Source organism: Photobacterium kishitanii (genome assembly GCF_000613045.3).
Lineage (GTDB): Bacteria > Pseudomonadota > Gammaproteobacteria > Enterobacterales > Vibrionaceae > Photobacterium > Photobacterium kishitanii.
Genome location: NZ_LN794352.1, coordinates 2,385,073 through 2,410,738 on the forward strand (window position 1 = coordinate 2,385,073; position 25,666 = coordinate 2,410,738).

Sequence of the window (25,666 nt, forward strand, 5' to 3'; positions counted from 1 at the left end):
ATGATTTCAACCTAAAATAACATGTTTTTTATTTTTATATTTTTTGAGTAACGGTTTTATATTTTTAGATTCAGACAGTATTCAGAGAAAACATATAATAATACTGTTTATATAAAACCCTTGGCAAGGCTAAACCAATGACAACAAATGCAACTAAGTATTTGATTGGAAATCGTTTTATTTTCGATCCAAATGATAACAGCTTAATAGATAAATGTGATAATAATGAATTAACTCGACTTGGAAGTAATGAAAGTCGAGCGTTAAGTCTGCTCATTGAAGATCCTAGCCTAATTATTACTCGCCAACGTATTCATGATTATGTATGGCGCGAACAAGGTTTTGAAGTCGATGATTCAAGTCTAACGCAAGCAATTTCAACCTTGCGCAAGGCTTTGAAAGACTCAACAAAATCACCTGAGTTTGTTAAAACTGTGCCTAAACGTGGTTATCAAATGATCGCCAGCGTAGAAGGCTATGTCTGTCAAAAACCACAGCTAGAACCTAGTGTCGATGAACCGGCTATTCTTTCAACGCCACCAGAGTTTGAACCTATACTCTCTACGCCACGTAACGACTTGCATCTCAACCTTTCGACAGCGGCATATTATCAGCAAGTTAAAGAACAAACAGAAAGTAAATCAACCCTGATCTCGTGGAAAGGTTGGCTCGCATTAATGGTCGCTTTTATATTGCCAATTATTGTTAACATCAGTATGCCGCCCAAATCTGCGGCATTTAGTCCTTTATTTGATGTGGATGGAGTGACAATTTATACTCCGAAGAATAATCCTGAAATTAAACAATGGCATAGCATGATAAAAACCTGTGTCAGTAATTACATCCAATATCACAATAGTCCGAATCAAAAGCCATTTGAAATTATTGTCACTGGCGGTCAAAACAACCAGTTATATTTGAATTACTTACATAATAGTAAAGTGCCAGCAGAAAACGTAACGGTACGTTTACTCACTAGTGATAAGGATAACTCGAACTTATGTCGCTAACCGTTTCAAACCCAGTAACACGTTTACTACGCCAATACTGGCCGTTACTAATTTTGATTAGTTCGATGGTGATTTGCTCGTGGGTCTACTTTTCAACAGACTACAAGCAACAACAGCTACTGATGTCGCGTGAATGGCAAAGTACAACTATTAGCCAGATAGAATCATTGCCACAAGATTCTCTGCAAGAGCTACGTAAGGTAAAACAAAGCAGTAATATGGTCTTTTTACCTAATCATACCTATTCACGGATCACCATCCTTGAGCTACATAGTGATATACCGCAACCATTAACGATTCATATTTCTGAATCTGGCCGCTGGGATGTCAGTGGAGGCTATTTACTGACGGAGCCATTAGAATTTAAAGATATCACTTCTGGTTCAAACCATGACTTTGATAGTGAACAACTCAATATTATTAAAGATATCTTTAGAATGAATGCACAAGAAAGTCGCCGTATTGATGTGATTAATGAACATACTTTACTGCTGACTAGCCTCACTCATGGCTCAAAAGTCTTATTCTCAACAAAGTAAAAAATTAATAAACAACAAGTTACAAAATAAAAAATAATAAAAAACCGCGTTCAAAGAACGCGGTTTTTTTATCGCAATAATAACCATAGTTATAATCGCTGCCGTCCAGCAAGAGAATGAGATAGCGTAGTGCCATCAACTAATTCTAACTCACCACCAACGGGTACACCGTGAGCAATTCTACTCGCAGGCACATCATATTCATGACAAAGTTCCGCAATATAATGAGCCGTTGCCTCACCCTCAACTGTTGGGTTAGTGGCTAAAATCAATTCATTAATTGCTTCTTTTTGCAAACGAAATTCTAGCGTATCAAGCCCAATATCAGCCGGACCAATACCATCAAGTGGTGATAAATGGCCCATTAATACAAAATAACGTCCTGAAAATTGTCCCGTCGCTTCTACCGCTACAATATCTGCCGGGCTTTCGACCACACAAATAATACCGTTTTCTTTACGACGAGGGTTTTCGCAAATCGCGCAAATATCATCTTCAGTAAACGTACGGCAATCTCGACAATGACCAATTTCTGTCATGGCTTGATTTAACGCATCAGCTAGCTGTAAGCCACCCTGACGATTTCGTTGTAGCAAATTAAAAGCCATTCGCTGTGCTGACTTAGGACCAACCCCGGGTAGACAACGTAAGGCTTCCATTAAATGCTCCAGTAAATGACTGGTTCGCATTGATTAGAAAGGCAGCTTAAAGCCAGCTGGTAAATTCATACCGCCGGTAACACCTGCCATTTTCTCTTTTTGTGTATCTTCGATACGACGCGCAGCATCATTAAATGCAGCAGCAATCAAATCTTCCAGCATGTCTTTGTCATCTTCCATTAGGCTTTCGTCAATTTCAACACGACGTACACTATGGCTACCAGTGATAGTCACTTTAACAAGGCCAGCACCAGATTCACCGGTAACTTCCATGTTTGCGACTTCTTCTTGCATCTTTTGCATGCGCTCTTGCATTTGCTGCGCCTGCTTCATCATGTTGCCCATACCGCCTTTACCAAACATATCTTCTCTCTCTCTATCTGGTCTGGTTAAAAATCGTTAAACCGGTCTAATACTTTCTTCATCCAGTTGTGCAGCAAAACGCTGACAAATGAAATTAACATTAGGATCGTTCGCTAAGCTTTCTCGAGCTTGTAGCAATTTCTGTTGATACAAACTTTCGCGTAATTCTAGTGGTGTCTGACCCTGCTCACCCAAAACAATTGATAATTGTACCGGTGTTTGTAGCACCTCATTCAAGGCACTATTCAATTGCATCGTTGCTCGCTCTGCTTGCAGGTGCTTCTGGGCAGAACGTAAATACAATGTAATGTGATCATCTGTACGTTCAAAAGCAGAGTTCAATGCTAATTGCTGAATTAATTTTGGCACATCAAGCTGGGTTACTAACTGTGACCAACTATCCTGATTTGCAGCTTCATTGACAAGTAATTTCGCCATCTCTGGCGTTTTTTCATGTTCTAAAGCGCGCTTCAATACTCGCGGTGTCAACTCAGGCTTAAGCACAGTGTCTGCTGCTGGCTTTGCCATTGGCTTCCAGCGATACTCATCATCTTCTGCAACCCGATCAGAAGCTGTCGACGCCGGCATCGCATTCGTTTTCATTGATGGCATAGTCGTTTGCTTATTTGCAATCCGATCCATCACTGAGGTTGCGACTTTTTTAGCTGGCGCCGTTAAAACCTTTTTTGGCGATACCGCTGCAGTTTGCCCTTCTTGACCACGTTTAGTTTGGCTACGTAACTGATTACGAGCAGCTAATAACCCTGATGCGGCCGATGGTCGAGCAGTGGCTGGCTGTGGTTGCGTTGGTACTGGCATTGTTGGTGTAACAGATGCTGTATCAGCCATAGCCTGATTCGGTACCGAAGCCACTGGCGCCATTGGTTGTTGCTCTGATGCTGACATTGGAGCAACAGGTGCTGGCAGCTGCTGTTCTGGAACAGGCATTGCTGTTGGCGGAACATTATTAGCGACTGATGGCGTTTGCATTTGTGCTTTTAACGCTTGTACTCGCGAAACACCACTCGCAGGTGCATTAATAGGCGCAGCTAACGGTGTTGATTGATTGTTCGCTGTCGGTTGACTACTTGGTACTACAATTGCCTGTGGGGTAATACTGCCACCACTCACAGGACGGAAAGCAAGCATCCTTAATAGCACCATTTCTAAGCCTGTACGGCCATCAGGTGCAAACGACAGATCTTGGCGACCTTGTAAGCAAATCTGATAACATAATTGTACGTCTTGTGGTGTCATCAGTTGGCTGAGTAAATTCACTCGCTCGGCATCAGGCAAGCTATCATCAAGGCTTGCGGGTAATGCTTGAAACATTGCAACACGATGTAATTGTGCTGATAATTCACGCAATAAACTATCCCATTCAATACCAATCGACGCTAATTGTTGCAAACTTGCCATTGCTGTATTTGCATTAGCCGTCGCAACCGCTTCTAATAAACATAGCGCTTGATCAGTATCAAGTGTACCTAACATTGCCGCAACAGTTTCAGCGCTGACATGGCCATTACCTAATGCAATCGCTTGATCAGTCAAACTTAATGCATCACGCATACTACCTTCGGCAGCACGAGCTAATAACGCCAGAGCGCGTGTTTCATACTCAACTTTTTCTTCTGTTAATACTTTATCTAATTGAGCGTGAATTTGCTGATGATCTAAGTGCTTTAAATGAAATTGTAAACAACGAGATAAAATCGTTACTGGCAGTTTTTGAGGATCAGTGGTCGCCAAAATAAATTTTACATATTCAGGCGGTTCTTCTAATGTTTTTAGCAAGGCATTAAAACTGTGACGCGAAAGCATGTGTACTTCATCGATAAGATAAACTTTAAAGCGCCCACGTGCCGGCTTATATTGGACGTTATCCAATAATTCGCGCGTATCTTCAACTTTTGTACGTGATGCAGCATCAATTTCTAGCAGATCAACAAAACGCCCTTCATCGATTTCACGACAAGTTGTACATTTACCACAAGGTGTAGACGTGATGCCCTGCTCACAATTTAGTCCTTTAGCAAAAATACGTGCAATAGTCGTTTTACCTACCCCACGAGTACCACTAAAAAGATAAGCATGGTGAAGCCGATTTTGTTCTAAGGCATTACCTAACGCAGTTAATACATGTGATTGTCCAACCACATCTGCAAACTGATAGGGACGCCATTTTCGGGCCAGAACCTGATAACTCATTTATAAATAACCTTAATCAATCTGGACTGCATCTGGTGTAACGAAACTCACCACTCTTTCTTTTATTCTCGCTATCATAGCTATAATGATAGTAACCGATATTGATCATTATAAAACAAAGAAAATAAACGAAATAGTAATGAGGTATGTAAAACATTGAATTCAACGCAATGCTAGCATAGTGCCCGTTAGTGAGCGAGAGGGCGCTAGAGTAAGCGCCCAATGATTAGCCAACAACACCTTAATTGAGAAAATAATAAGGTGTTATTACTAATTAATGACCAGGGAAATCACAAATAGAATAAACGTTAAGTCCCAAACCTTGTAGACGCGCTTCACCGCCAATATCCGGTAAGTTGATAACAAATGCCGCATCCTGAACATCGCCGCCCAAACGGCGAACTAAGTTAGTCGTTGCTTCAATCGTACCACCAGTAGCCAGTAAATCATCCACCAGTAACACTTTATCACCAGCAACAATCGCATCTTTATGAATTTCTAATGTATCTTTACCATACTCAAGCTCATAACTTTCAGCGATCACTTCACGCGGTAATTTACCAGGCTTACGAACAGGTACAAATGCCACCCCTAATGCTAATGCTAGCGGTGCACCAAACAAGAAACCACGCGCTTCAGTACCAATGATCTTAGTGATACCTTGATCTTGATACTTTTCAGCCAAAATAGCGATAGTGGCACGGTATGCTTCAGGTACTTCCATTAGGCTAGTGACATCACGAAAAAGAATACCTGGCTTAGGATAATCTTGAATTGATTTAATGCTGTTAGTAATTAGGTTTAATGTTTCTTGATTCATCATTCTTTCCGTACTTACTCTTACTGCAAACAGAGTAATCTTAAGTTAGAGCCTGCAGATTGCAGACGAAAGCATAAAAATAGAGCCGTTAATAACAGCTGTATTTTTATGTAATAAGTACGCATTTTATGGGTTTTCGTCTGGTTCGGCAACTGACGTAGAATCAGGTCGGAGTTCAACCACTGGCAAACGATTAAAGCAGAATAACAAAACCATCATACCAGTAAGCAACATTGCTTTATGCCACCACAATGGCACCATAAAAATTGAGAAGGTAAAACTTAGCACAATCATTATCATCCCTCGTCGCTTTACAACGGATGTAACTGCACCATGTTGATGCCAATTAACTAAAATAGGTCCAAGTTGTGGATGTTGATGCAGCCACTGATTTAGCTTAGGAGATCCTCTCATAAAGCATGCGCTGGCAAGTAATAAAAAGGGCGTTGTTGGTAATAAAGGTAAAAAAATCCCCATCACTCCCAAGGCGACAGCAATCCAGCCAATAGCCACTAAAACATAGCGTATCATTCGACTCTTCACCGCAACTTCTTCATTCAAGGTTTGTCACCTCAATCAATATATTTAACAACTTATATACCTTTTCTATTGCGCAACTCGCGTATTGTAACAACAATTAACTTTAATTGTTAACATCTATCACCATTCATTGATGAGTACTATATCACAGCAAAAATTAACCAATATTTATTAAATTCGTTTAAAGAATTGATTCAAATCACAACAGAATACTAAATCTCGATTAGACTAATAACACTTAGAGGTACTGCATTAGATTTTTATTTAGCCGCAGTATAACAACACTCAATCAAAGCACAGCTAATCATATTATCTCGCTGGCTTTCCTATTGAATATCATCACTATGGCTATTACAGATATGAATTATAAAAATTTTCAGTATCCGCTAGAGACCGAATATCTATCCCTAGCAGAAAAATTAAAAAATGAAATGTTAATCAATCACTTAAACAACAATACTACAGCAGTTAATGATACAGATCTTAATGATCTCATCGTAATGGCTAAATCGTCTTTTATTCCTAATCTTTTTGATATGGCAATACGATTAGAACAAGTGGATGCTGCTGTATGCTCATTTAAATTAGGTATGTATGGTTTATGTGCCGACTGCGAAGAAGAGATTGAATACAGTGATCTTGAACAAGATCCCGCTCAACCTCGATGTAAAGCATGTCGTGAGCATAGTCGTTATCACCATGATTAAATATCGCTAAAGGCTATACTTTAAATATCAACCAATAAAAGGCAACCTCGGTTGCCTTTTACGTTAAAGCTACAACTTGGTTACATCAGTAGTGAATGATTAATCTCTCTAATTGCTTAATTAAAGTCTTTTTCTGCCATCCAGATTTTAAATGCTTTTTTATCATTATTTGAAGCCTTGGTGTACCACATTTTTAGCTGTGTTAAAGCATCACCCGTAATTTCAACTTTACCCGTTTTATTATCAACACTAACGGCAACTTGTTGTAAATCTACCGCATTACCTTTTTCGATAACAATGCCATTATCACTATTATAAGCAGCAACGAGCGCTTCAATATCACTGTAAGCAGCAAAACCTTCGCCTTGTAGTTCAACACCAACTAATGGTTGTACCGCGCCGTCCTCGGTAGCTAATTGCCACTTAGCGCCTCGTTCAAAAAAAGCTTTTGCTTGTGATTCAGTCGTTAGACGCGGCAACGTAATTTCAACATCAGTTTTCGCTAAATCAATCTCAAATAAATAAGGACGAGTTGTATAAATCGTTGATTTTGATCCACGCTTAACTTCACCATCAAAACGCACCACTACTTGGTGTTTACCTTCCGATAATTCAACACTATCGACCGTCGACCAACCTTGGCTTTGTACTTCTTTACCATCAATAGCTAATAACTCAATCTTATCTGCTACAGATAAAGTTGCCGCTTGGGTAGAGGCTGAAAACAGCGCCATTAATAGCCATAATTTTTTTTTCATTATTGATCCTTAATATATCTATATTTTATTGGCTGATCATTGTTATCACTACCACTATAAATTAGTGTGATAGCAATGATTATCGGCAAAAATGAACCTAGCAAAAAGCCGCCCAAGAAGGCGGCTTTATCAATCAATACGTTATGGCTTAATTAGAATTTAACTTCTAGACCAGCAACGTAACCGAAATCTTCTAAAGAATCTTTCTTATCGTCAGCATAACCAACTTCAACATATGCACGTACATTGCTGTGCAGCTGTTGTGTTACGTTTGCGTATACGTTGTTGATTACGTTGCCGTGAGCAATTTTATCTTCGCCACGTACATAGCCAAGTGCCATTGTTGTTTTGTCGATAGTGTAAGAGCCGTTGATTTCGTACAGATCAATCTTCTTATCTGTTACTTTAGTATCAGCAGCTTTGTACTCAATTTGACCAAAAGATGCAGCTAGGTTAATTGCACCCATTGCATATTGTGCTTCAAGGTTGTAACCACGAACATTCTCACCTGCTTTCTCAGGAATAATAACTGGTGTACCGTTATTGTTACCAAGAGTAAAGCCTTCTGCACTAATACGCTTACCGTCATAACCGTATGCACGAATGTCTAGACCGCCAGTACGGAAACCAACACGGCCATCAGTAATTGTTGTGCTGTTGTTATTATCCATTTCATGAGAAACAGCAGTGTAGAAAGTACCGTTATCGTAAACGTACTTAGCAACACGGTCACCATCAGTTTGTACCCAGTCAATTTGACCAGCGCCTAGCTCATAATCTTTACCGATACCTGAATCATCAGAAACTAGAAGTTGACGACCAAATGTTAGCGTACCGAAGTCACCTGAAAAACCAGCCCATAGCTCGTAGTTCTGTAGATCACGGCTTTCGTATTTGAATGCAGTACCAGAAACAACGTTTAGGTTCTCAGACACAGCAACTGTTGCGTTAAGTGCTAGGTCACCATCATCTAGACGGATAGTTGAGTCACCGTGCTTCTCAAAGTTATCGTAAAGTTGCACTTCAACAGCACCAGACAAATCAACTTTAACGCCGTTTGCGTCATAAAGATTGATGCCAGCATTTGCAGAACCAGCTGCAGTTAGAACTGCTAGAGCTAATAGAGTTTTTTTCATGATATGTCCACTGCCTTTCTTATTGTTGTAAATCTCAATCCTGAGATTCCCTGTCCTTTATATTCCCCTGATATATGTACTGTTTTAAAAACAATACAGTGAAATATTCTGGGGGAGTACTTTATGGCTCACATCCTGACAGAAGTTCAATATTTCTGTCAAATAATCTAAATTAAATATAAAAAAACATAAAACACATCACAAAAACAATAACTTAAGCAGAAATAGGTCGATATTAATCACAATAAAATAAGTAAAAAAATGCAATTAACATTACTGTAATAGCTGTAAATAAATGTGTTTTGCATAACTAATAAACTCAATAAATAACAAACCTCAGAACAAAAAACTAGCAAACTGTTTCATTTATGGAATTTTATTTTGCATGCAGATTGCAACTACAAAGCAAATGTAACTGAAATAAAAAATCGTGAGCAACTCCTCACTTTAAAACATAAATAGCTTAAATTTTGTTACCGCTCACATTTAGCGCTTCATGCTATAATGCATTTCCCGGTCCTAATGAAGTTTCAACCATGCTGCACAACACCATAAAAAGCGATATCAAACAGTGTTACACCAACCTTGGCCATCAACTCGATAACTTTATTCCTCGTCGCGCACAAAATTATTTAGTCGCAGAAATTGCTAAAACACTTGCGGGTGAATACCACAAAAAAAATCGCATTCTGGTGGCTGAAGCAGGGACGGGTATCGGTAAATCGCTAGCTTATTTAATTGGTGGAATTCCATTTGCGTTGTTCAACAATAAGAAACTATTGATCTCAACCGCGACAGTAGCTCTGCAAGAACAATTAATCACCAAAGACTTACCCCTGTTTAACCAGATTTTTCCCCGTGAATTTAGTTTTATTCTCGCTAAAGGTCGTCAACGTTATTGTTGTAACCATAAATTAGAAGCTAGTTGTTCAACAGATAGTGAATTACAACTGGGGATGTGGGAAGAAAAGCCGAAAAAATCAGATCTCGACTTACTCAAGCGCATGCTAAAAGCGACCGAGCAAAATAAATGGGATGGTGATCGAGATAGTTGGCCAACAACGATCCCTGATAAAGTATGGCAACAAATAATGGCAGATAAACACAGTTGTCATGCAGGAATGCCAAAACATCGTAGCTGTCCATTTGCTAAAGCACGTGAGCACCTCGATAAAGCAGATGTGATTGTTGCCAACCATGCGTTACTAATGGCTGATATTGAGTTAGGCGGCGGTGTTATTCTACCGGAACCTGAACAAACTATTTATGTGATTGATGAAGCACACCATTTACCACAAGTTGCGCGTGATTTCTCCTCAGCAGCTGCAAGTTTAAAAGGGGCGGCAACTTGGCTTGAAAAGCTCAATCAAATTGTATCTAAATTTGCTGAATTAGCTGATTACCAAAAAGCTAATCGATTTCAGAACGCGATTCAGGACAGTATTCAACACTTGGTACCGACCTTAAACCAAATTGCTAATAATATTGACGCAAGCAAATTTAACAAAGATGGCGTCTATCGCTTTGAGCATGGTGAATTACCACAATGGCTCGAAGAAGAAGCTAAAGGTTGTAAAGAAGCCAGTAAGAAAGCGCTACAATCATTAGGTAAAATCCAAGATCTTATCGCAGAGCGTACTAAAGAAAACATCATTATTCCTCGCTTAGGTGAGCAAGCACTTACTGAAACTGGTTTTTATTTACAACGCCTTGAAAACTTAGAAAAAGTTTGGTCACTTATGGCACAACCAAACCATAAAAAAGGGGCACCACTCGCGCGATGGATAGAAAAAAGCCCTGAACGTGAAAATGACTACATTATTGAAGTGTCGCCATTAGAGGTTGGTTATCGACTCGATCAATTACTATGGAGTCGTGCAGCTGGTGCGATTTTAGTCTCAGCAACATTACGCGCATTAAATCAATTCACCTTCTTCTGCCGCCAAGCTGGAATATCAGAAACAGAAGGTACCCGCTTTCTCGCATTAGCATCACCGTTTGATTATCAAAATAATGCCCGTTTAGTCATTCCGGCATTAAAACTTGAGCCTCAAGCTGAACAATTTACCGATTTACTGATTGAAGTGTTACCGGAATACCTTGAAGGAGAAACAGCAAGTTTAGTGCTCTTTTCCTCTTATTGGCAGATGAATAAAGTCGCTGATGCACTGCGCCCACTCGCCAAGAAAAACAAATGGCAATTATTAGTTCAAGGTGAAGAATCACGCAATGAAACCCTAAAAAAACATAAAGAAAATTGTAAAAATGGTCTGCCAAGCATTTTATTTGGTACCGGTAGTTTTTCTGAAGGGCTTGATTTACCAGGTGATTTATTAAAAAACTTGATTATTACCAAAATTCCGTTTGCCGTGCCGACTTCTCCCGTCGAAGAAGCACACGCTGAATATATAGAAAGCCGTGGTGGTAATCCTTTTTTACAAATTTCAGTACCTGAAGCCAGTAAAAAACTGATTCAATCAGTGGGTCGTTTGCTGCGAAAAGAACTCGACTCTGGTAGAGTAGTCATTTTAGATCGTCGTATTATCAATCGACGCTATGGAAAAGCACTGCTCGATTCTTTGCCTCCATTTAAACGCGTTATTGAATACAACTAATCATCTTAACCATAATAAAAAGCATTTAAATGATTGATATGATTGAGCCAAGTACCTTGCTAATACTTGGCATTGTTGCATTAGCAGCTGGCTTTATTGATGCAGTAGCTGGCGGTGGTGGTATGCTTACCGTCCCCGCCCTACTTTCTCTTGGCCTGCCACCACATATTGCACTTGGCACCAACAAATTGGCTGCCAGTTTTGCCTCATCAACAGCTGCATGGACCTATTATAGAAAGCAATTATTTAACCCTTTATTTTGGCGAGCATCTTTTGTTGCAACCTTTCTCGGGGCAATTATTGGCACTCTTATCGTTAACCTCATCAGCGGCGCTTGGTTAGAAAAAGCGCTGCCTCTAGTTATTTTTGCCGTTGCAATATATAGCTTATGGCATCCTCATCCAAATCCAGATCAAACCCAACTTCCTGCGGTGACTAAAACATTTAAATGTAAACAGTGGCTACAAGGATCCTGCTTAGGATTTTACGATGGTTTAGCAGGCCCTGGAACTGGCGCCTTTTGGACGGTATCAAGCTTAGTATTATATCGATTAGATATGCTACGTGCCTGTGGCCTCGCTAAAGCGATGAATTTCACCAGCAATATTACCTCATTGGTGACTTTTATTATTTTAGGTCATGTAAACATTGCATTAGGCTTAATTATGGGAAGCTGTTTAATGATAGGTGCCTACCTCGGGGCACATTCTGCGATTCATTTCGGCGCTAAGTTTATTCGTCCAGTTTTTATTACTGTCGTATTTATTCTTGCGGCTAAATTGGCTTGGCAAGCTTGGTTTTAATAATCGCCATTTATAGGTATTACAATGATTGATCTTTCTCGACTACAAATACTCATTGAACAGTTACAACACCAAGCTGCAGAAACCGACCGTATACGAGGTGAAGCACAACGACCATTATTCGATCAGCAATTATTTCGTCATCGCAGTAAGTTATTAACCCCTTGCGTGACAGAAATTGCACAAGAATTAGCGGCATTACAAAAAGAACAACAAGCTGGCCGATTATTGCCCGAACGCACACAACATGTTTGTGAAAAGTTAATCGCTCAAATTCATGCCGTTCAACGAGAATTTGCCACCCAGCAAATTCGTAAAAATGAGCCTAAGCAGGCAATAGGTAAGCGACGATCTATTAATGAAATTTACCAAGATCTTAATCAACATCGTGATTGGGAACGACGCTTAAAATCTATGTTAAGAGATAAAGAAGCATTACTTAATCGCTGTGGTTCTCAGTTTGAACAACAACAATCACAAAAAGAAATTCTTGTATTAGAAGGACGTATAAGCCGTTGTCAAACCGCGATAGTAAAACTAGAAGAAGAAATTAATCGTCGAGAAAGAAAAGGTTAATTTTACAGGCACCAATACTATTTAGTTAACACACTACACTTAAATAACACTTAACCAGAGATTGATTAATGAGTAACTCCCCAGTATCACCATTAGAAAATGCGCCAGCTGAGATTAAATTAGCCGTTGATCTAATTTGCTTATTAGAAGATAACGCTATCGATCCTAAAATAGTATTGTCTGCACTCGATATTGTTCGTCATGATTTTGAAAAAAAACTTCAACCACAACCAGCATAATGGTAATTAACAATTATAAAAAAAGGCTGAATAAATCAGCCCTTCAAAGTATCGGTATTATCTTAAAAATAAATTAGTTAATGCCTGCACGCTTTAACAAACCTGCCATCAATGCTGAACTTGATTTCACTTGCTTTGATTTATTTTTCAAATCTTTAGCAAGTGCCGCATCATTAATGTCATTAGCAATGAAAATCATTGATTGATACATATCACGTGGCGTTTTAATGCGCTCTTTATCGTTCAATGGTTTAAGCAATGTCACTACATCTGAACCTTTCTTTTTATTTTCAGTTGTATAACGCAGAATAGAATCTAGTAAACGATCCATATCAACCATAAACTCAGAGTTTTCAGTACCCTGCTTTTTCATTTCTTTTAGGTTTTTCTTACGAACCTGCTTAATAACAAATGCTGGTTGGTTTATTTTACGATAAGCGAAGATACCCGCTAGCACCAATAACGCTACACTACCTGCTGCAACATAACCCCAGATAGAACCTGAAGATTCAGCAACTGGCTGAGCTACAGCGGCAACGTTTGCAACAGACTCTGGTACATCAGACATATTTGTAACCTTTTACTTTAAGAATTCGGAATGCGGTGAGACATTACCACCTACTCGATAAACTGCTATATATTTTATCAAAAATTAGTTCAAATAGGCGACAGAGCTCAAATGTATGCTCATTCTGCCGTTTTCACCAACAAAAATAAAGCACCGTTTGGTTGATTTTCAATCAACCAATTGTAACTATTTGTCTAGCAATATAAAAACGTTAATTTCCCTCAACGTTTATTTTTTTATTGAGCACAAAACAGCTAGTATCCATACAAATTAACCTAGCGCACCAATATTACCCACAAGGTGACGGACATCAACCTTAAGACCCCTCGCCTATCAACTCAAGTTTAGTTAATTTTACGTATAATAACAGTTTTCTTCGTTACATGATTATGCATATTTAATCGTATTAGTTGATAAAAAATGCTTTAAAATCAATTTTTGTTGAAAAAAAATTCCACTTGTTAAGCATAATAAGTAAAAGTAACAAACTATAATATCAATAATGCTATAGTGTTTCTTTTATCAAAATACATATTTAAAAGTCTCATTTCATGGATATATTTTCAGCAGCAGTCACGTTGTTTCTCATTATGGATCCAATGGGTAACCTACCCGTTTTTTCATCATTTCTGCGTCATATAGAAAAAAACGCCGGCGAGTAATTCTAATTAGAGAACTACTAATTGCGCTTGCCATCATGCTATTATTTTTATTTACGGGTGAATCCATCCTTAACTTCCTAAAATTACAGCGCGAATCAATCTCTATTGCTGGTTCGATTATTCTTTTTTTAATTTCACTCAAAATGATCTTCCCCACTCAAGAACAAGAAAAACAATCTGCTGCTGGAGAAGAACCTTTTATTGTACCGTTAGCTATCCCCCTTCTTGCGGGTCCTTCTTTATTAGCTACTTTGATCCTGTTTGCTCATCAAGATACCAGCAGAATGTTAGATTGGTCGTTAGCTGTAATATTAGCGTGGGCCGTATCAGCTATCATTTTAATGTTTGGTGAAGTATTTGAACGCCTGATTGGAGAGCGAGGTCTAAAAGCAATTGAGCGCTTAATGGGGATGATACTACTCATGTTGGCAGTACAAATGTTCTTAAACGGCATACAAAGTTATTTATTACATATTAAATAGAAAATCCCTTTAGTAGCAATAAAGATCACGTACTACTAAAGGGGATTTTAGCTCAATTACAACGTTATAAACGTTGTTATCTCAATAAAGATCATAATGCTTTCATCTTGGTTGCTACGCCTTCTGCATGTGAACCAATGATAACTTGTAAATGTTTAGGCCCAACATTGACGACTCCTTTCGCACCCAGTTGTTTTAACTTCGCATCATCAATAATTTGACGATCAACGATACCTAACCGTAATCGAGTAATGCATGATGAGATCTCAGTAAGATTCTCTTTCCCACCAAGCGCTGCAAGATAATCAACAGCAAGGCTATCGTAATCTTGCTTACCTTTAGCTGCTTGGTGACATAACTCTTCACGACCTGGTGTTTTAAGATTAAACATCTTAATAGCTGCAACAAAGATCACAAAATACACTGCGCCAATTGCCAAACCGAGCGGTATGATTTCCCATGCATTCTTCGCTGCTGGTGCATTATAGTTAAGAATATAGTCAATTAATCCTGCTGAGAAACTAAAGCCCATATGTACATTCAACATTGAAGCGACAACTAGCGAGATCCCCATCAATACCGCATGAATCACATACAATGCCGGAGCAAGAAACATAAACATAAACTCAATAGGCTCAGTAATACCCGTTAGGAACGCAGTTAATGCGACACTTAATAACATTCCACCGACTATCGCTTTATTTTCTTTCTTTGCTGTTACATAAAAAGCTAAACATGCACTTGGTAAACCAAACATCATCACAGGGAAGAATCCACTAAGAATACGTCCAGCTGAAGCATCACCAGCAAAGAAACGGGAAATTTCTCCGGTCACAACTTTACCAGTACCGGGATCGAAACTACCAAATACAAACCAAACCATACTATTCAGAATATGATGTAGGCCCACCGGAATTAATAAACGATTAGCAACACCGTAAACAAACTCACCAGGTGCACCGCTGGTCAGGATCCACTCTCCAAGATGGTTAATTCCACCTTGAATCGGTGGCCAGATCACACTAAATACATAAGCTAAAATCAGCGCCACTAACCCTGTGATAATGGGAACAAAACGTTTACCACCAAAGAAACCAAGAAACTCTGGTAATTTAATTGCATGAAAACGGTTATAAAGCAAACCAGCACAAACACCAATAACAATGCCACCAGCAACACCTGGATCAATATCGACATTCAATGTTTTTATTGCTGCCATCATAATAAAATAACCAACAGCAGCAGCAATCGCAGCAGCCGCTGAATGATCTTTAGAAAAACCAGCAGCGACTCCCATCGCAAATAATAATGCTAAGTTAGTAAAAACAGCTTGGCCACCTTGTGCGATAAATGCAATATCTAATAAATCTGGCTGACCAATTCGCAATAAAATACCAGCTATCGGTAATACTGCGATAGGAAACATAATAGCATTACCGAGCTTTTGGAAATATCCAAGAGGACTCATATAATTGTTCCTTATTTATAATAAGAAGTTAGCGTTAATACCATTACGGTATTATCAATAGAGGTATTATTTATTATCTAGTTTAATTCGGAGAAATCACACAATACACAGTTCATCTTAAAATAATCACGCAACTTATCACTTAATAATGCCTGTAATTCATAGATCCGCGGTTTATTAACAGATGAATGCTGACATATATTTTTATCTAAATAAGCGGGATGCCACATAATTTCAACCACTTCTATTTTTTCATTTCGGCATTCTTCCAATCTATCGATAGTTTGTTTTACGATAATATCGTCAAGATCATCATAGTTATCTAATGGCACACATTTATCTAAATAAGCATCAATAAGTATTTTATTTGTCGATAATATATCTTTCTTTTTATACCATAATGACGGCTGATAATTACAATTAAATATATTCCCTGCTTGTTGTGATTCAAGCCAAGTAACATTGCGAAGTGGTAACTGATATTTCTCAGCTAACTCAACCAATATAGGTAATATCTGTGGATGGGTATGTATATGATGATGAGAGTCCAAATGAGTAGGTTTAATTCCTGCAGCATAAACTCGATCGATTTGTAATGTTAATTCGTTATAAATTGCTTGGCGATCAATATCTATAGCTGTTTCATAATATCGGCTTCTACCAAAAAAACAACCTGTTGATTCATCGATTAATTTACTATTATTTGATAAAGGATTTCCACAGGTTAAATTACAATGTACACCAATAGCGAGTGTCGAATGCTGTTTGTATAATTGTATTGCATGTTCAAACCCTGGCATATTTGCCATTATAGTTGTCGATTTTAATATCCCTTGCACATGCGCATCAATAATACCGTAATTAATAGCATTTGAATAACCGAAATCATCGGCATTGTTAATTACTTTTATTTTCATATTTACCTCAATACAAATATAAAAATAACTGCAACAATAGTTATATTATTGCAGCTATACTATATCAATAATTATATTTAGTTATTTATTATCATTAAAAAACTGAGGAAGATATGCTTTATTTGCAGCTAAAACATCATCAACAATCTTTATAGCTGTAGGCACATTTATGACAGTACGATTTAATGTTAAAGCATTAATTAATTTTTGGCGTGAACCTTCAAACCATGCATCAACAACAAGCTTCTCATATCCAAGTTGGCTTTCAATCATTGCCTTTTGAAAAGTTGGAATCTCTCCAATAGCATAAGGTTTAACACCGTCACTATACAAAGATGCTGGAACCTCAACCATAGCATCGTCTTGCAGATTGCTAATAATGCCGTTGTTTTTTACTATAGAAAGATAACGATAACCTTTATTGAACACTACCGATTCAGCGACACGAATCATATAAACGCCATGTGTATCTGATTCTAAATTTGCATTCGCTGCCGTACCGCTATCAATAATATCTTTACAGATGGTATACATTTCTTTTTCTCTACCATCAATAACCTGACGCGCACGAGTATTATTTATATCTTCTTTTGCCGCCATCTTCTGAGGATATAAATAATATTGCAAATAAGTATTAGGTAAGAATTCAGGGTTATCTTTTAACATGGTTTGCATATTTTTAAAGGTTTCTTGCCATGATGGTTCATTAGCAATAAAGTTCGACGTTGCCGAAAAACCTTGGTTAATAATACAGTCTTTTATCTTTTGAGTAAGATCTTCACCATTACGATGTAAAATGCGAGTAAACCAACCATAGTGGTTAAGACCAAAATACTCAGGTACAAGATCCCATAACTCACAACCTAACATATCGGCATAACTTTCCATGATAATACAAGGCATATCACACATGTTAATTAGCTTTTTATCATCAGGGAACACTCTGGTTGTTGCTTCTGCCACAATAGCTGCTGGATTCGTATAATTTAAAATCCAAGCTTCTGGTGCGTACTGACGAATATCTTTAACCAATGTAATCATATCGCCAATAGAACGTAGCCCATAAGCCATACCACCAGCACCACAGGTTTCTTGACCAACACAACCGTGAGAAAGCGCGATTTGTTCATCTTTTTCACGCATCTCTAAACCACCAGTTCGAATTTGTAAAAACAACACATCCGCTCCAGTAAAAGCCACATCCTTATTGGTGGTATAAATCACTTCTTCTACTTCAGGGTATAGCTCTTGTAGCAGTATTTTTGCCGCTTCGGCATTAAACCGCTGACGCTCACTATCAATGTCATAAAAACGAATAGACTTGAGCGGAAAAGTAACCTTTTCTTCAATCAAACTCATCAAAATGCCTAAAGTGTAAGTCGAGCCACCACCAACGATTGTAAGATTTTTACGTTCCATACGTCATCCTTAATGTTCTATATATGTATTAGAAAGAGCCAACACAATAAAACATATAGGATACATTTAAAGCTTCAATTGTGATTTATATGATCAACATCACTATAAATATAGGTTTCAACAATGGAGAATTCACTTAAAAATCAGCAAAAAATAAACATCAAAACTTTGATTTAAAAAGATTAAAATAAAAACACCAGCATCAAAACTGGCATTATATAGAACCCAAACAGTCAAATGTATTCAATATGTATCATTCAATAATAACAATAATGGTCTATCTCAAAGAACTTTTAGGACGAAGATATCAAGATTTAGGTATACTAAGGCTACTGTGATTAGAGAGAATACGTTTTGAAACCAATATATTTACGCATCTTTGATGATCTATTTGAGAAGATTCAATCTCAAATTTATACTGATGGGGATATGCTACCAACTGAACTAGAATTACAACATAGTTATGGTGTCAGCCGCGTCACTGTGCGTAAAACATTAGCGCTACTTGTTGAACAAGGGGTAGTAACACGTATTAAGGGACGTGGAACATTTGTAAAAAACCCATGTAAAGCAACACATAATGCAATTGCATTACGTGGTTTTTATCAAGAACTTAATGCGCAAGGTAAAACCCCATCTTCTGATGTTCTAACATTTGAAATATTAGAACCAGACTCGATTGTTGCAGAAAAATTAAAGCTCGCAGCGAATGAACGAGTTTATCATATTGTACGTATCCGTAATATTGATGGGGAGCCTGAAATGATGGAGCGAACTTATATGCCAGTCGCCCTCTTTCCTGATCTTACCTTGCAAGTGATGATGGCTTCAAAATATGCCTATATTGAGTCTAAAGGCTACAAAATTGCTAATAGTTATCAATCAATTATGCCAGAAATGCCGGATAGAGAACTCGCTAAACTGCTTAATGTTACACCAACAACCCCCTTACTTAAGGCAATATCTACTGGTGAATTAGCGGACGGTTGTTTATTTGAGTACACAATTAATTATTTCACGCTTAAACAATACAGCTTTGAATTTATTGCGACTCGATAAAAATACGCTAATGGTAACAACCACCATTAGCGTACAGGTATATTTAAACCGTTGATGTTGAAATCGGTGCTTTAGTTCGTTTTAACTTTTGCACCATCAAATACACACTTGGCACCACAAATAAAGGATCAACAATACCTAACGCCATTCCGGCAATAATAATTATCCCTAACGATCCCATCGCATTTGCACCAGGACCAGCCTCACATAGCAAAGGTAAGGTCCCTAAAATCATGGTCAGTGATGTCATTAATATTGGCCTTAAGCGGGTTTTTGTCGCTTCTAGAATAGCCTCACGGGGTGATAGGCCTTGCGCCTGTAATTCATTAGCAAATTCAGTAATTAATATGCCATGTTTACAAATCAAACCAATGAGTGTGACTAACCCTATTTGTGAATACACATTTAAACTATAGTCACTAAAATATAACGCCCACAATGCCACAGATAACGTAATTGGTAATGACAGCATTACTACTAATGCATCAACCACACTCTCAAATTGCGCACTCAACACCATATAAATAAATACCAACGCCGCCACAAACACGAATAACATTTGTTGATTAGCATCTAAGTATTGCTTAGCGCTATCGACATAGCTATAACGCGCATTCGCGGGTAATACATTTGGTAACAACTGATTTAATGCCTTTATGCCCTGTCCAATACTGACACCATCGGCTAATCGAATTGATAATGAAGCCGATGTCGCACGATCATATTGCTCAAGAGAGCGCGGACCCAGTTGATTTTTAATACTAATAAGTTCAGATAATGGCACTAATATGCCTTTATTATTACTGATCATAAGCTGTTTTATCGCATCCGGCGTTAAAGTGTAAGCTGAGTCTAATTGCAAATGGAGTGGATAATTTGTACCTTGGTAACTCATATCATTACTGAATGACTTACCACTCATTGCTAACTTAAGCACTTGCTGAATATTATGCAGCGGCACACCATATTGCGACGCTAATACGCGATTAATATTAATACTAAATTGATTCTGATCGAATTTTAGTGCACTTCTTGCATGATCAAATAATGGCGACTGCTGAATTTTATGAGTAACTTCTGTCATTTCTTTTGCCAGTGTTTGCTCATCAGCACTACTACTAACATTTATGTCAATACCATTACTATTGCCGCGTCGACCACCGCCAGTGTCAATCGCAGGGATCACACCAGTAAACACCATATTGCCCCCCACTTTTAAGCGAGCATTGATCATTTCACTGATTTTTAACGCCGATAACTTGCGCTGCTCCCAAGGTTTTAAAGTGACAAAACCACGAATAAAGTCACTGCTGGTTAAAATTGCCACATGTGCAATATCAGGGATCTGGCGTAATTGTTGATTCATGTTATCAATCATTTTTTGTTCGCTCGCATCATCATTGCTGCCAACTAAAGGTTGAAACAAAAATATTTGACCCGAATCTTCAGCTGGTAACATTTCTGATGGTGTCTGCATAAATGGCCAATAGCTACTGGCTAAAATAACCACCATCACCACTAAGGTCGTTTTGCGGTAATCAATTGTCGCAGCTAACACTCGTTGATAAACCATTGCCAGCCGAGTTAACTGTTCATTAATCCACACTTCAAACCGACCTGCTGGTTGATGATTCATCATTTTACTGCACATCATTGGCGATAACGTTAATGCCACGATTCCTGAAATAACCACCGTACCCGCTAAGGTAAATGCAAACTGTTGAAACAGCTGTCCCGTAATGCCATCAACTAATCCTACTGGAATATAAACCGCAGCTAATGTCAGCGTAGTAGCAATAATCGCAAACCCAATTTGGCGACAAGCAATAACGGTGGCTTTACGTACTGAAGAATGATGCCGCAACTGACGATGAACATTCTCAACCACCACAATCGCATCATCAACCACTAACCCTACAGCCAATAACATTGCCAATAAGGTTAAGGAGTTAATACTAAACCCCGCTAGTTTGAGAATAATAAACGAACATGATAAACACACTGGAATGGTTACAATCGGGATCAACGCTATCCGTAGATTACCTAAAAAGAGCCAGATAACCCCAGCGACTAACAATACCGCGAGACCAATCGCAAAGTAGACGTCATTGAGTGATGTAATAATAAAAGTCGATTTATCCAATAATACCGTGGCTTTCATACCACTTGGCAAGGCTGTTGAGTTAAGTAACTGATGAACTTGCTGCGATAACACTAATGGATTTGCGGTCGCGGTATACTGGGGATTAAGCACAAACAACATCGCACTTTGGTTTGAAAAATCAACCAGTGGCTTAATCTCAAGCTGGCTGCTTGGAGTACCAATAACAATCGTTGCTACCTGTGACAACCGAACGGGTTGCTGGTTATACATCGCAACAATAGTATTTTTAATATCATTTAAATTTGAGATTGCTCCAGTCGATACCAATTGATATTGACTTTGAGAACCTGATGTTTGACCACTTAGCGCAGTGATACTGTCAACATCAGCGATCTTATTAATGACATTATTTAACGTCAAACCGTAATATTGCACTTTATCTGGATTTAAAGTGATTAAAACAGATTGCCCTGAACTAGGAGCAACACTGACGGCACCAGCGGCAGGTAATTGTTCTAACTGAGGTAACAGTGTATCGATACCATATTGATGAAATTCATATTCAGCTTGATGTGGTCCAGGCGTTAAACTAATCAGCATTGCAGGCATACCCTGATCATCTGATTTGGAAACACGCGGAGAAATATCATCGGGTAACTTACTTTCTATATTACCGATATCATTATGGATCTCACTCACCAAAGTATCGATTTCACTTTCATTAACACTGGCAGCAATATCAATAATAATACTGCCGCGACCTTGCCGTGCAGTCGCTGATAGGTGGCTGATCCCTTCGGTACCAGCAATCGCATTTTGAATTGGAATCAACACTTCAGTCATCATATTTTGTGCAGCAAGCGCACTATCATGTACTGATACTTGAATTTTAGATTGGCTAATTTGAGGGGTATAACGCCACGGCAATTTTTGACAAAACAGCAATCCAATAAATACTGGAATTAACCACAATACGGTACATAGCACCGGACGGCGTAAGCAAAGTTCAGTTAATTTCATGCTTTACCTACTTGCGATTGCGCTTTTACTTGAGGCTGTTTAGGGTTAACAATTGTAACCTTTTGATCAGTACGTAAATAGTTTTGACCATTAACAACTAATTGTTCTCCCGCCACTAACCCAGAAGCAATTTGTACATAGCCATCGTAATATCCCCCGACTTTAACGTCACGTAAACGTGCCTTATTATTAACGACCACGAACGCTTGTGCGCCTTGGATATTGGTCATTAAAGCGGATGTCGGAATCGTTACTTGATGAGGTAATAATTGCGTTTGTTGCACAACTTTAATGTTTTGCCCTGGAGAAAATGGGGTATCTGGCGGTAACTGTGCTTTCAACGTCACTAACCCAGTGGCGGTATTCGGTGCAATATAACTCACTGTGCCTATAGCCTGAATTGATGGCACCAGTTCTGAACTCACAACAACTTGCTGACCAATTTTATAGTCTTGTCGTTGTAGTGCGGATAATTGATATTCAACCGTTAGTTGGTGTGGGGTATATAAGGTAGCAATGCTATTACCAACCGTCACCACATCACCAACATGATAATCCGTTTGGCTAATCACGCCATTAAACGGTGCTTTAATGGCTAATTCAGCTAACAAGGTTTTATCTTGGGTTAACAAGGCTAATGCCTGCTTATAACTACTTTCACTGTTATCATAAGCGCTACGGGAAACAACGCCTTTAGCGCTCAATTGCGCCTGTCGTTGCCAAGCTAATTTAGCCGTCGCTAATAATGCCTGATCATGAGCTACCTTAGCAGCAGCCACTCGAGGATCTAACTGAACTAACAGTTGTCCTTTCACTACCGTTTGGCCATCAGTAAATAAAATTGCGGTTATTTTATTAGTTTGTAAACTTTTCAAGGTCACGACATTAGCGCTATTAACTACCCCATAGCCCATAACTTGCTTGATCAATGTCCGTGATTTGATGATTTGGGTTTCAACTTGTGCCGCGGGTGCACTTGCCGTATTGGGAGAAGCATTTGAATCGCTATCGCAGCCCACAACCACAAATGCTAACGTGGTAATAATCAGCATTGAAACCAATGTTCGTTTTATCATGATCTACTTCCTAGAACATTCAACAACATGCGCTAGGATAAACCAGCACTACATACCTTAAAGGAATAGTAGTTTAGCAAAGCTATTTTTTTGAATACACCATCACAACTCAACTTTACGCTGCTTTACATTTATGATGACCAAAAACCTTGTAGCAACACAATCACCAATAATATTGTGCTAATACATTGCCACAATAATAATGGATTTCGCTCAATTAACGGTTGCTGCAACATAGTGGATAACGAGGCGGGGGTACTTAATGCCATCACTAACTCAGAGAGTGCTTGATAGCGATATTGGGCATAAGGATGACAGCTTTTCTTAAGAGTAGACTCTAACCATATCGGTAAATCTTGTCGGTAGCGTCTTATCGCAGTGTAATCCATTTTCATTGCTACAGGTGCAACAGAATGTGGCGTCAAGCGTTGGTATGGTAATGAACCAGTAAGCATTTCATAGATAACAATACCTAACGAAAATTGCTCACTTAGCAATGATGGTTTTCCACCAGCATGACATTCTGGCGCTAAATAATTTAAATCACCATGTGGATGATAGCCGATAAGTGTTGAAGCTAATTCTTGATAGCCATTGATCCACGCGCTACCAAAATCAATCAAGGTCACACTTAAATCAGGGCGCAACATAATGTTATCGGGTTTGATATCGGCGTGATAAATACCCTGTCGTTGTAAAGTACGTATAACTGTCACAATTTCAGCAACAATCACTCTTACTGTCGTCAATGATGGCAGGGGGTTATCTATCATCCATTGCCGCAGGGTTAAACCTTCAACAAATTCACATACATGGTATAGAAACACTGACTGTGCATTATGGTTAAATATTTTCATTACACCAACATGTTGGCATTGCTGCCCAAGCCAACCTTCACGCACAAAACAATGTAGATATTCACTGTCATCAACCATATTAGGTGATGGCATTTTTAACACATAATAACCGTTATCATCATCTGACTGTGCTAAATAAATATGACTTCGACATCCAGCATCAAGTACTCGACAAATAACAAATTGATCGATCCTTTGCCCCACATTAAGTGCCACTGGAATAGTTTTATTGACATATTCGGCGAGTACTTCATCAAGGGCTAACATCGGCAACGCTACAATATCTAAGATCACACAACTGGCATTATCTTGTGATCCTTGTTGCTGTGCATTCGTCACTAACTGATGTGCTTGTTGCTCTAAACACCGTCGCCTTTGTTGAGTAAATAACGATGAAGTAGCTGGAGTAGATGAAGGTGTTTTAGCAGAATAGAACATCTTATCAAGAGATTGTGGAACATCACAGCTATCATGAACGCCGTCAGTGGTCATTACTACTTTATCATTCACATTTAATGCTACTGCCTGATAATCCACTTGTAAGTGTGAGTCCATACCAAGTGCGCGAGTAAGGTAATGTTGACCATCATGATGATTACGACGATGATCTTGGGTTAAACAACGACAATCATTATCACGCCATAAATAAACGCGACAGTCTCCAATATGAAATATATGAGCAGTATTAGATTTAATAACCACCACTGAAAATGAAGTCACAGCTGCATCTTGTGGTAAACCTGCTTGTTGATCATGATGAAACAACCATAAGTTAAGAGTATTTAATACTGAAGAAGCAGCATCTTTTACTGATAATGTGGTCGCGGTAGCTAAATAGTCTTCAATAAAGTGAGTAACACTTAATTGACTGGCAATATAACTACGATGACTACAACTAACCCCATCGGCAATACAAGCGACGACCCCTTTATGTTGTAACTCTACCGTTTTTGAAGGCGATAACACCGCGAAAGCATCCTGATTCTGCGGCTTTGTTCCAGCATCAGAATAACCGCCACAACACACTGCCAGATTTGATCCCATCGCACTATTCCTTA

General features: G+C 38.6%; 22 protein-coding genes and 1 pseudogene. 9 read left to right on the forward strand and 14 right to left on the reverse strand.

The window, feature by feature from the left end:
* Positions 1 to 137: 137 nt before the first annotated feature.
* Both PPBDW_RS11165 and PPBDW_RS11170 read left to right on the forward strand, forming a co-directional pair.
* Positions 138 to 1,010: a winged helix-turn-helix domain-containing protein gene (locus PPBDW_RS11165; RefSeq protein ID WP_036795531.1), complete on the forward strand. Its 873-nt coding sequence runs from the start codon at positions 138 to 140 to the stop codon at positions 1,008 to 1,010.
* A complete protein-coding gene (locus PPBDW_RS11170; protein WP_036795532.1) occupies positions 1,001 to 1,549 on the forward strand; it encodes a regulatory protein ToxS in 549 nt (182 codons plus the stop codon). Before PPBDW_RS11165 ends, PPBDW_RS11170 begins: the two co-directional genes overlap by 10 nt.
* 89 nt (positions 1,550 to 1,638) lie before the next feature.
* Here the strand turns inward: PPBDW_RS11170 and recR are convergent, their stop codons facing one another.
* The 5 genes from recR to PPBDW_RS11195 all read right to left on the reverse strand — a co-directional run bounded on the left by recR (position 1,639) and on the right by PPBDW_RS11195 (position 6,133).
* The gene (recR, locus tag PPBDW_RS11175) at positions 1,639 to 2,238 is read right to left on the reverse strand and encodes a recombination mediator RecR (RefSeq protein WP_036795534.1); all 600 of its coding nucleotides are present in this window, start codon (positions 2,236 to 2,238) and stop codon (positions 1,639 to 1,641) included.
* A gap of 3 nt (positions 2,239 to 2,241) precedes the next feature.
* Positions 2,242 to 2,571: a YbaB/EbfC family nucleoid-associated protein gene (locus PPBDW_RS11180; protein WP_036795536.1), complete on the reverse strand. Its 330-nt coding sequence runs from the start codon at positions 2,569 to 2,571 to the stop codon at positions 2,242 to 2,244.
* Positions 2,572 to 2,607: 36 nt separating this feature from the next.
* The gene (gene dnaX, locus PPBDW_RS11185) at positions 2,608 to 4,782 is read right to left on the reverse strand and encodes a DNA polymerase III subunit gamma/tau (protein ID WP_036795538.1); all 2,175 of its coding nucleotides are present in this window, start codon (positions 4,780 to 4,782) and stop codon (positions 2,608 to 2,610) included.
* Positions 4,783 to 5,056: 274 nt separating this feature from the next.
* Positions 5,057 to 5,602, reverse strand: coding sequence for an adenine phosphoribosyltransferase (gene apt, locus PPBDW_RS11190; RefSeq protein WP_036795539.1), 546 nt, complete (start codon positions 5,600 to 5,602; stop codon positions 5,057 to 5,059).
* 126 nt (positions 5,603 to 5,728) lie between these two features.
* The gene (locus tag PPBDW_RS11195) at positions 5,729 to 6,133 is read right to left on the reverse strand and encodes a YbaN family protein (protein WP_036796445.1); all 405 of its coding nucleotides are present in this window, start codon (positions 6,131 to 6,133) and stop codon (positions 5,729 to 5,731) included.
* Between the two features lie 368 nt (positions 6,134 to 6,501).
* Here PPBDW_RS11195 and PPBDW_RS11200 point away from each other — a divergent pair, with 368 nt between their 5' ends.
* A complete protein-coding gene (locus tag PPBDW_RS11200) occupies positions 6,502 to 6,849 on the forward strand; it encodes a dksA-type zinc finger protein (RefSeq protein ID WP_036796446.1) in 348 nt (115 codons plus the stop codon).
* A 116-nt stretch (positions 6,850 to 6,965) separates the two neighbouring features.
* Here the strand turns inward: PPBDW_RS11200 and PPBDW_RS11205 are convergent, their stop codons facing one another.
* Together PPBDW_RS11205 and PPBDW_RS11210 are read right to left on the reverse strand one after the other, a co-directional pair.
* The gene (locus tag PPBDW_RS11205) at positions 6,966 to 7,607 is read right to left on the reverse strand and encodes a YccT family protein (RefSeq protein WP_036795540.1); all 642 of its coding nucleotides are present in this window, start codon (positions 7,605 to 7,607) and stop codon (positions 6,966 to 6,968) included.
* Between the two features lie 152 nt (positions 7,608 to 7,759).
* Complete coding sequence (locus PPBDW_RS11210) at positions 7,760 to 8,743, reverse strand: porin (protein WP_036795541.1); 984 nt, start codon at positions 8,741 to 8,743, stop codon at positions 7,760 to 7,762.
* A 536-nt stretch (positions 8,744 to 9,279) separates the two neighbouring features.
* On the opposite strand from PPBDW_RS11210, the gene dinG reads away from it, so the two are divergent.
* From dinG to rsmS, 4 genes are all read left to right on the forward strand, one after another.
* Entirely contained in the window at positions 9,280 to 11,358 is a 2,079-nt protein-coding gene (dinG, locus tag PPBDW_RS11215; protein ID WP_036795543.1) for an ATP-dependent DNA helicase DinG, read from the forward strand.
* 29 nt (positions 11,359 to 11,387) lie between these two features.
* Positions 11,388 to 12,161 carry a TSUP family transporter gene (locus tag PPBDW_RS11220; protein WP_036795544.1) on the forward strand — a complete coding sequence of 258 codons (774 nt, stop codon included), beginning with the start codon at positions 11,388 to 11,390 and terminating at the stop codon, positions 12,159 to 12,161.
* Positions 12,162 to 12,185: 24 nt separating this feature from the next.
* On the forward strand, positions 12,186 to 12,737 hold the full coding sequence (gene priC / locus PPBDW_RS11225) for a primosomal replication protein PriC (protein ID WP_036795545.1): 552 nt from the start codon (positions 12,186 to 12,188) through the stop codon (positions 12,735 to 12,737).
* 68 nt (positions 12,738 to 12,805) lie between these two features.
* Positions 12,806 to 12,976: a pleiotropic regulatory protein RsmS gene (rsmS, locus tag PPBDW_RS11230; protein WP_082386824.1), complete on the forward strand. Its 171-nt coding sequence runs from the start codon at positions 12,806 to 12,808 to the stop codon at positions 12,974 to 12,976.
* Positions 12,977 to 13,049: 73 nt separating this feature from the next.
* Here rsmS and PPBDW_RS11235 read toward each other — a convergent pair whose 3' ends face one another.
* Complete coding sequence (locus tag PPBDW_RS11235; protein ID WP_036795548.1) at positions 13,050 to 13,544, reverse strand: hypothetical protein; 495 nt, start codon at positions 13,542 to 13,544, stop codon at positions 13,050 to 13,052.
* Positions 13,545 to 14,143: 599 nt separating this feature from the next.
* Here PPBDW_RS11235 and PPBDW_RS11240 point away from each other — a divergent pair.
* Positions 14,144 to 14,688 (forward strand): annotated as a pseudogene (locus PPBDW_RS11240) (YhgN family NAAT transporter).
* Positions 14,689 to 14,779: 91 nt separating this feature from the next.
* On the opposite strand, the gene nagE reads toward PPBDW_RS11240, so the two are convergent.
* The 3 genes from nagE to PPBDW_RS11255 all read right to left on the reverse strand — a co-directional run bounded on the left by nagE (position 14,780) and on the right by PPBDW_RS11255 (position 18,492).
* A complete protein-coding gene (gene nagE / locus PPBDW_RS11245; protein ID WP_036795549.1) occupies positions 14,780 to 16,156 on the reverse strand; it encodes an N-acetylglucosamine-specific PTS transporter subunit IIBC in 1,377 nt (458 codons plus the stop codon).
* A gap of 77 nt (positions 16,157 to 16,233) precedes the next feature.
* Complete coding sequence (locus PPBDW_RS11250) at positions 16,234 to 17,073, reverse strand: carbohydrate deacetylase (protein ID WP_036795550.1); 840 nt, start codon at positions 17,071 to 17,073, stop codon at positions 16,234 to 16,236.
* A gap of 81 nt (positions 17,074 to 17,154) precedes the next feature.
* The gene (locus PPBDW_RS11255; protein ID WP_036795551.1) at positions 17,155 to 18,492 is read right to left on the reverse strand and encodes a family 4 glycosyl hydrolase; all 1,338 of its coding nucleotides are present in this window, start codon (positions 18,490 to 18,492) and stop codon (positions 17,155 to 17,157) included.
* 354 nt (positions 18,493 to 18,846) lie between these two features.
* On the opposite strand from PPBDW_RS11255, the gene PPBDW_RS11260 reads away from it, so the two are divergent.
* Positions 18,847 to 19,551, forward strand: a complete 705-nt coding sequence (locus PPBDW_RS11260; protein WP_036795552.1) for a GntR family transcriptional regulator — start codon at positions 18,847 to 18,849, stop codon at positions 19,549 to 19,551.
* 43 nt (positions 19,552 to 19,594) lie between these two features.
* On the opposite strand, the gene PPBDW_RS11265 is transcribed toward PPBDW_RS11260, so the two are convergent.
* The 3 genes from PPBDW_RS11265 to PPBDW_RS11275 form a co-directional block, all read right to left on the reverse strand.
* Positions 19,595 to 22,675, reverse strand: a complete 3,081-nt coding sequence (locus PPBDW_RS11265; RefSeq protein ID WP_036795553.1) for an efflux RND transporter permease subunit — start codon at positions 22,673 to 22,675, stop codon at positions 19,595 to 19,597.
* Positions 22,672 to 23,751, reverse strand: a complete 1,080-nt coding sequence (locus PPBDW_RS11270) for an efflux RND transporter periplasmic adaptor subunit (protein ID WP_081278767.1) — start codon at positions 23,749 to 23,751, stop codon at positions 22,672 to 22,674. Before PPBDW_RS11270 ends, PPBDW_RS11265 begins: the two co-directional genes overlap by 4 nt.
* 131 nt (positions 23,752 to 23,882) lie before the next feature.
* Positions 23,883 to 25,652: a bifunctional protein-serine/threonine kinase/phosphatase gene (locus PPBDW_RS11275; protein ID WP_036795555.1), complete on the reverse strand. Its 1,770-nt coding sequence runs from the start codon at positions 25,650 to 25,652 to the stop codon at positions 23,883 to 23,885.
* Positions 25,653 to 25,666 lie beyond the last annotated feature (14 nt).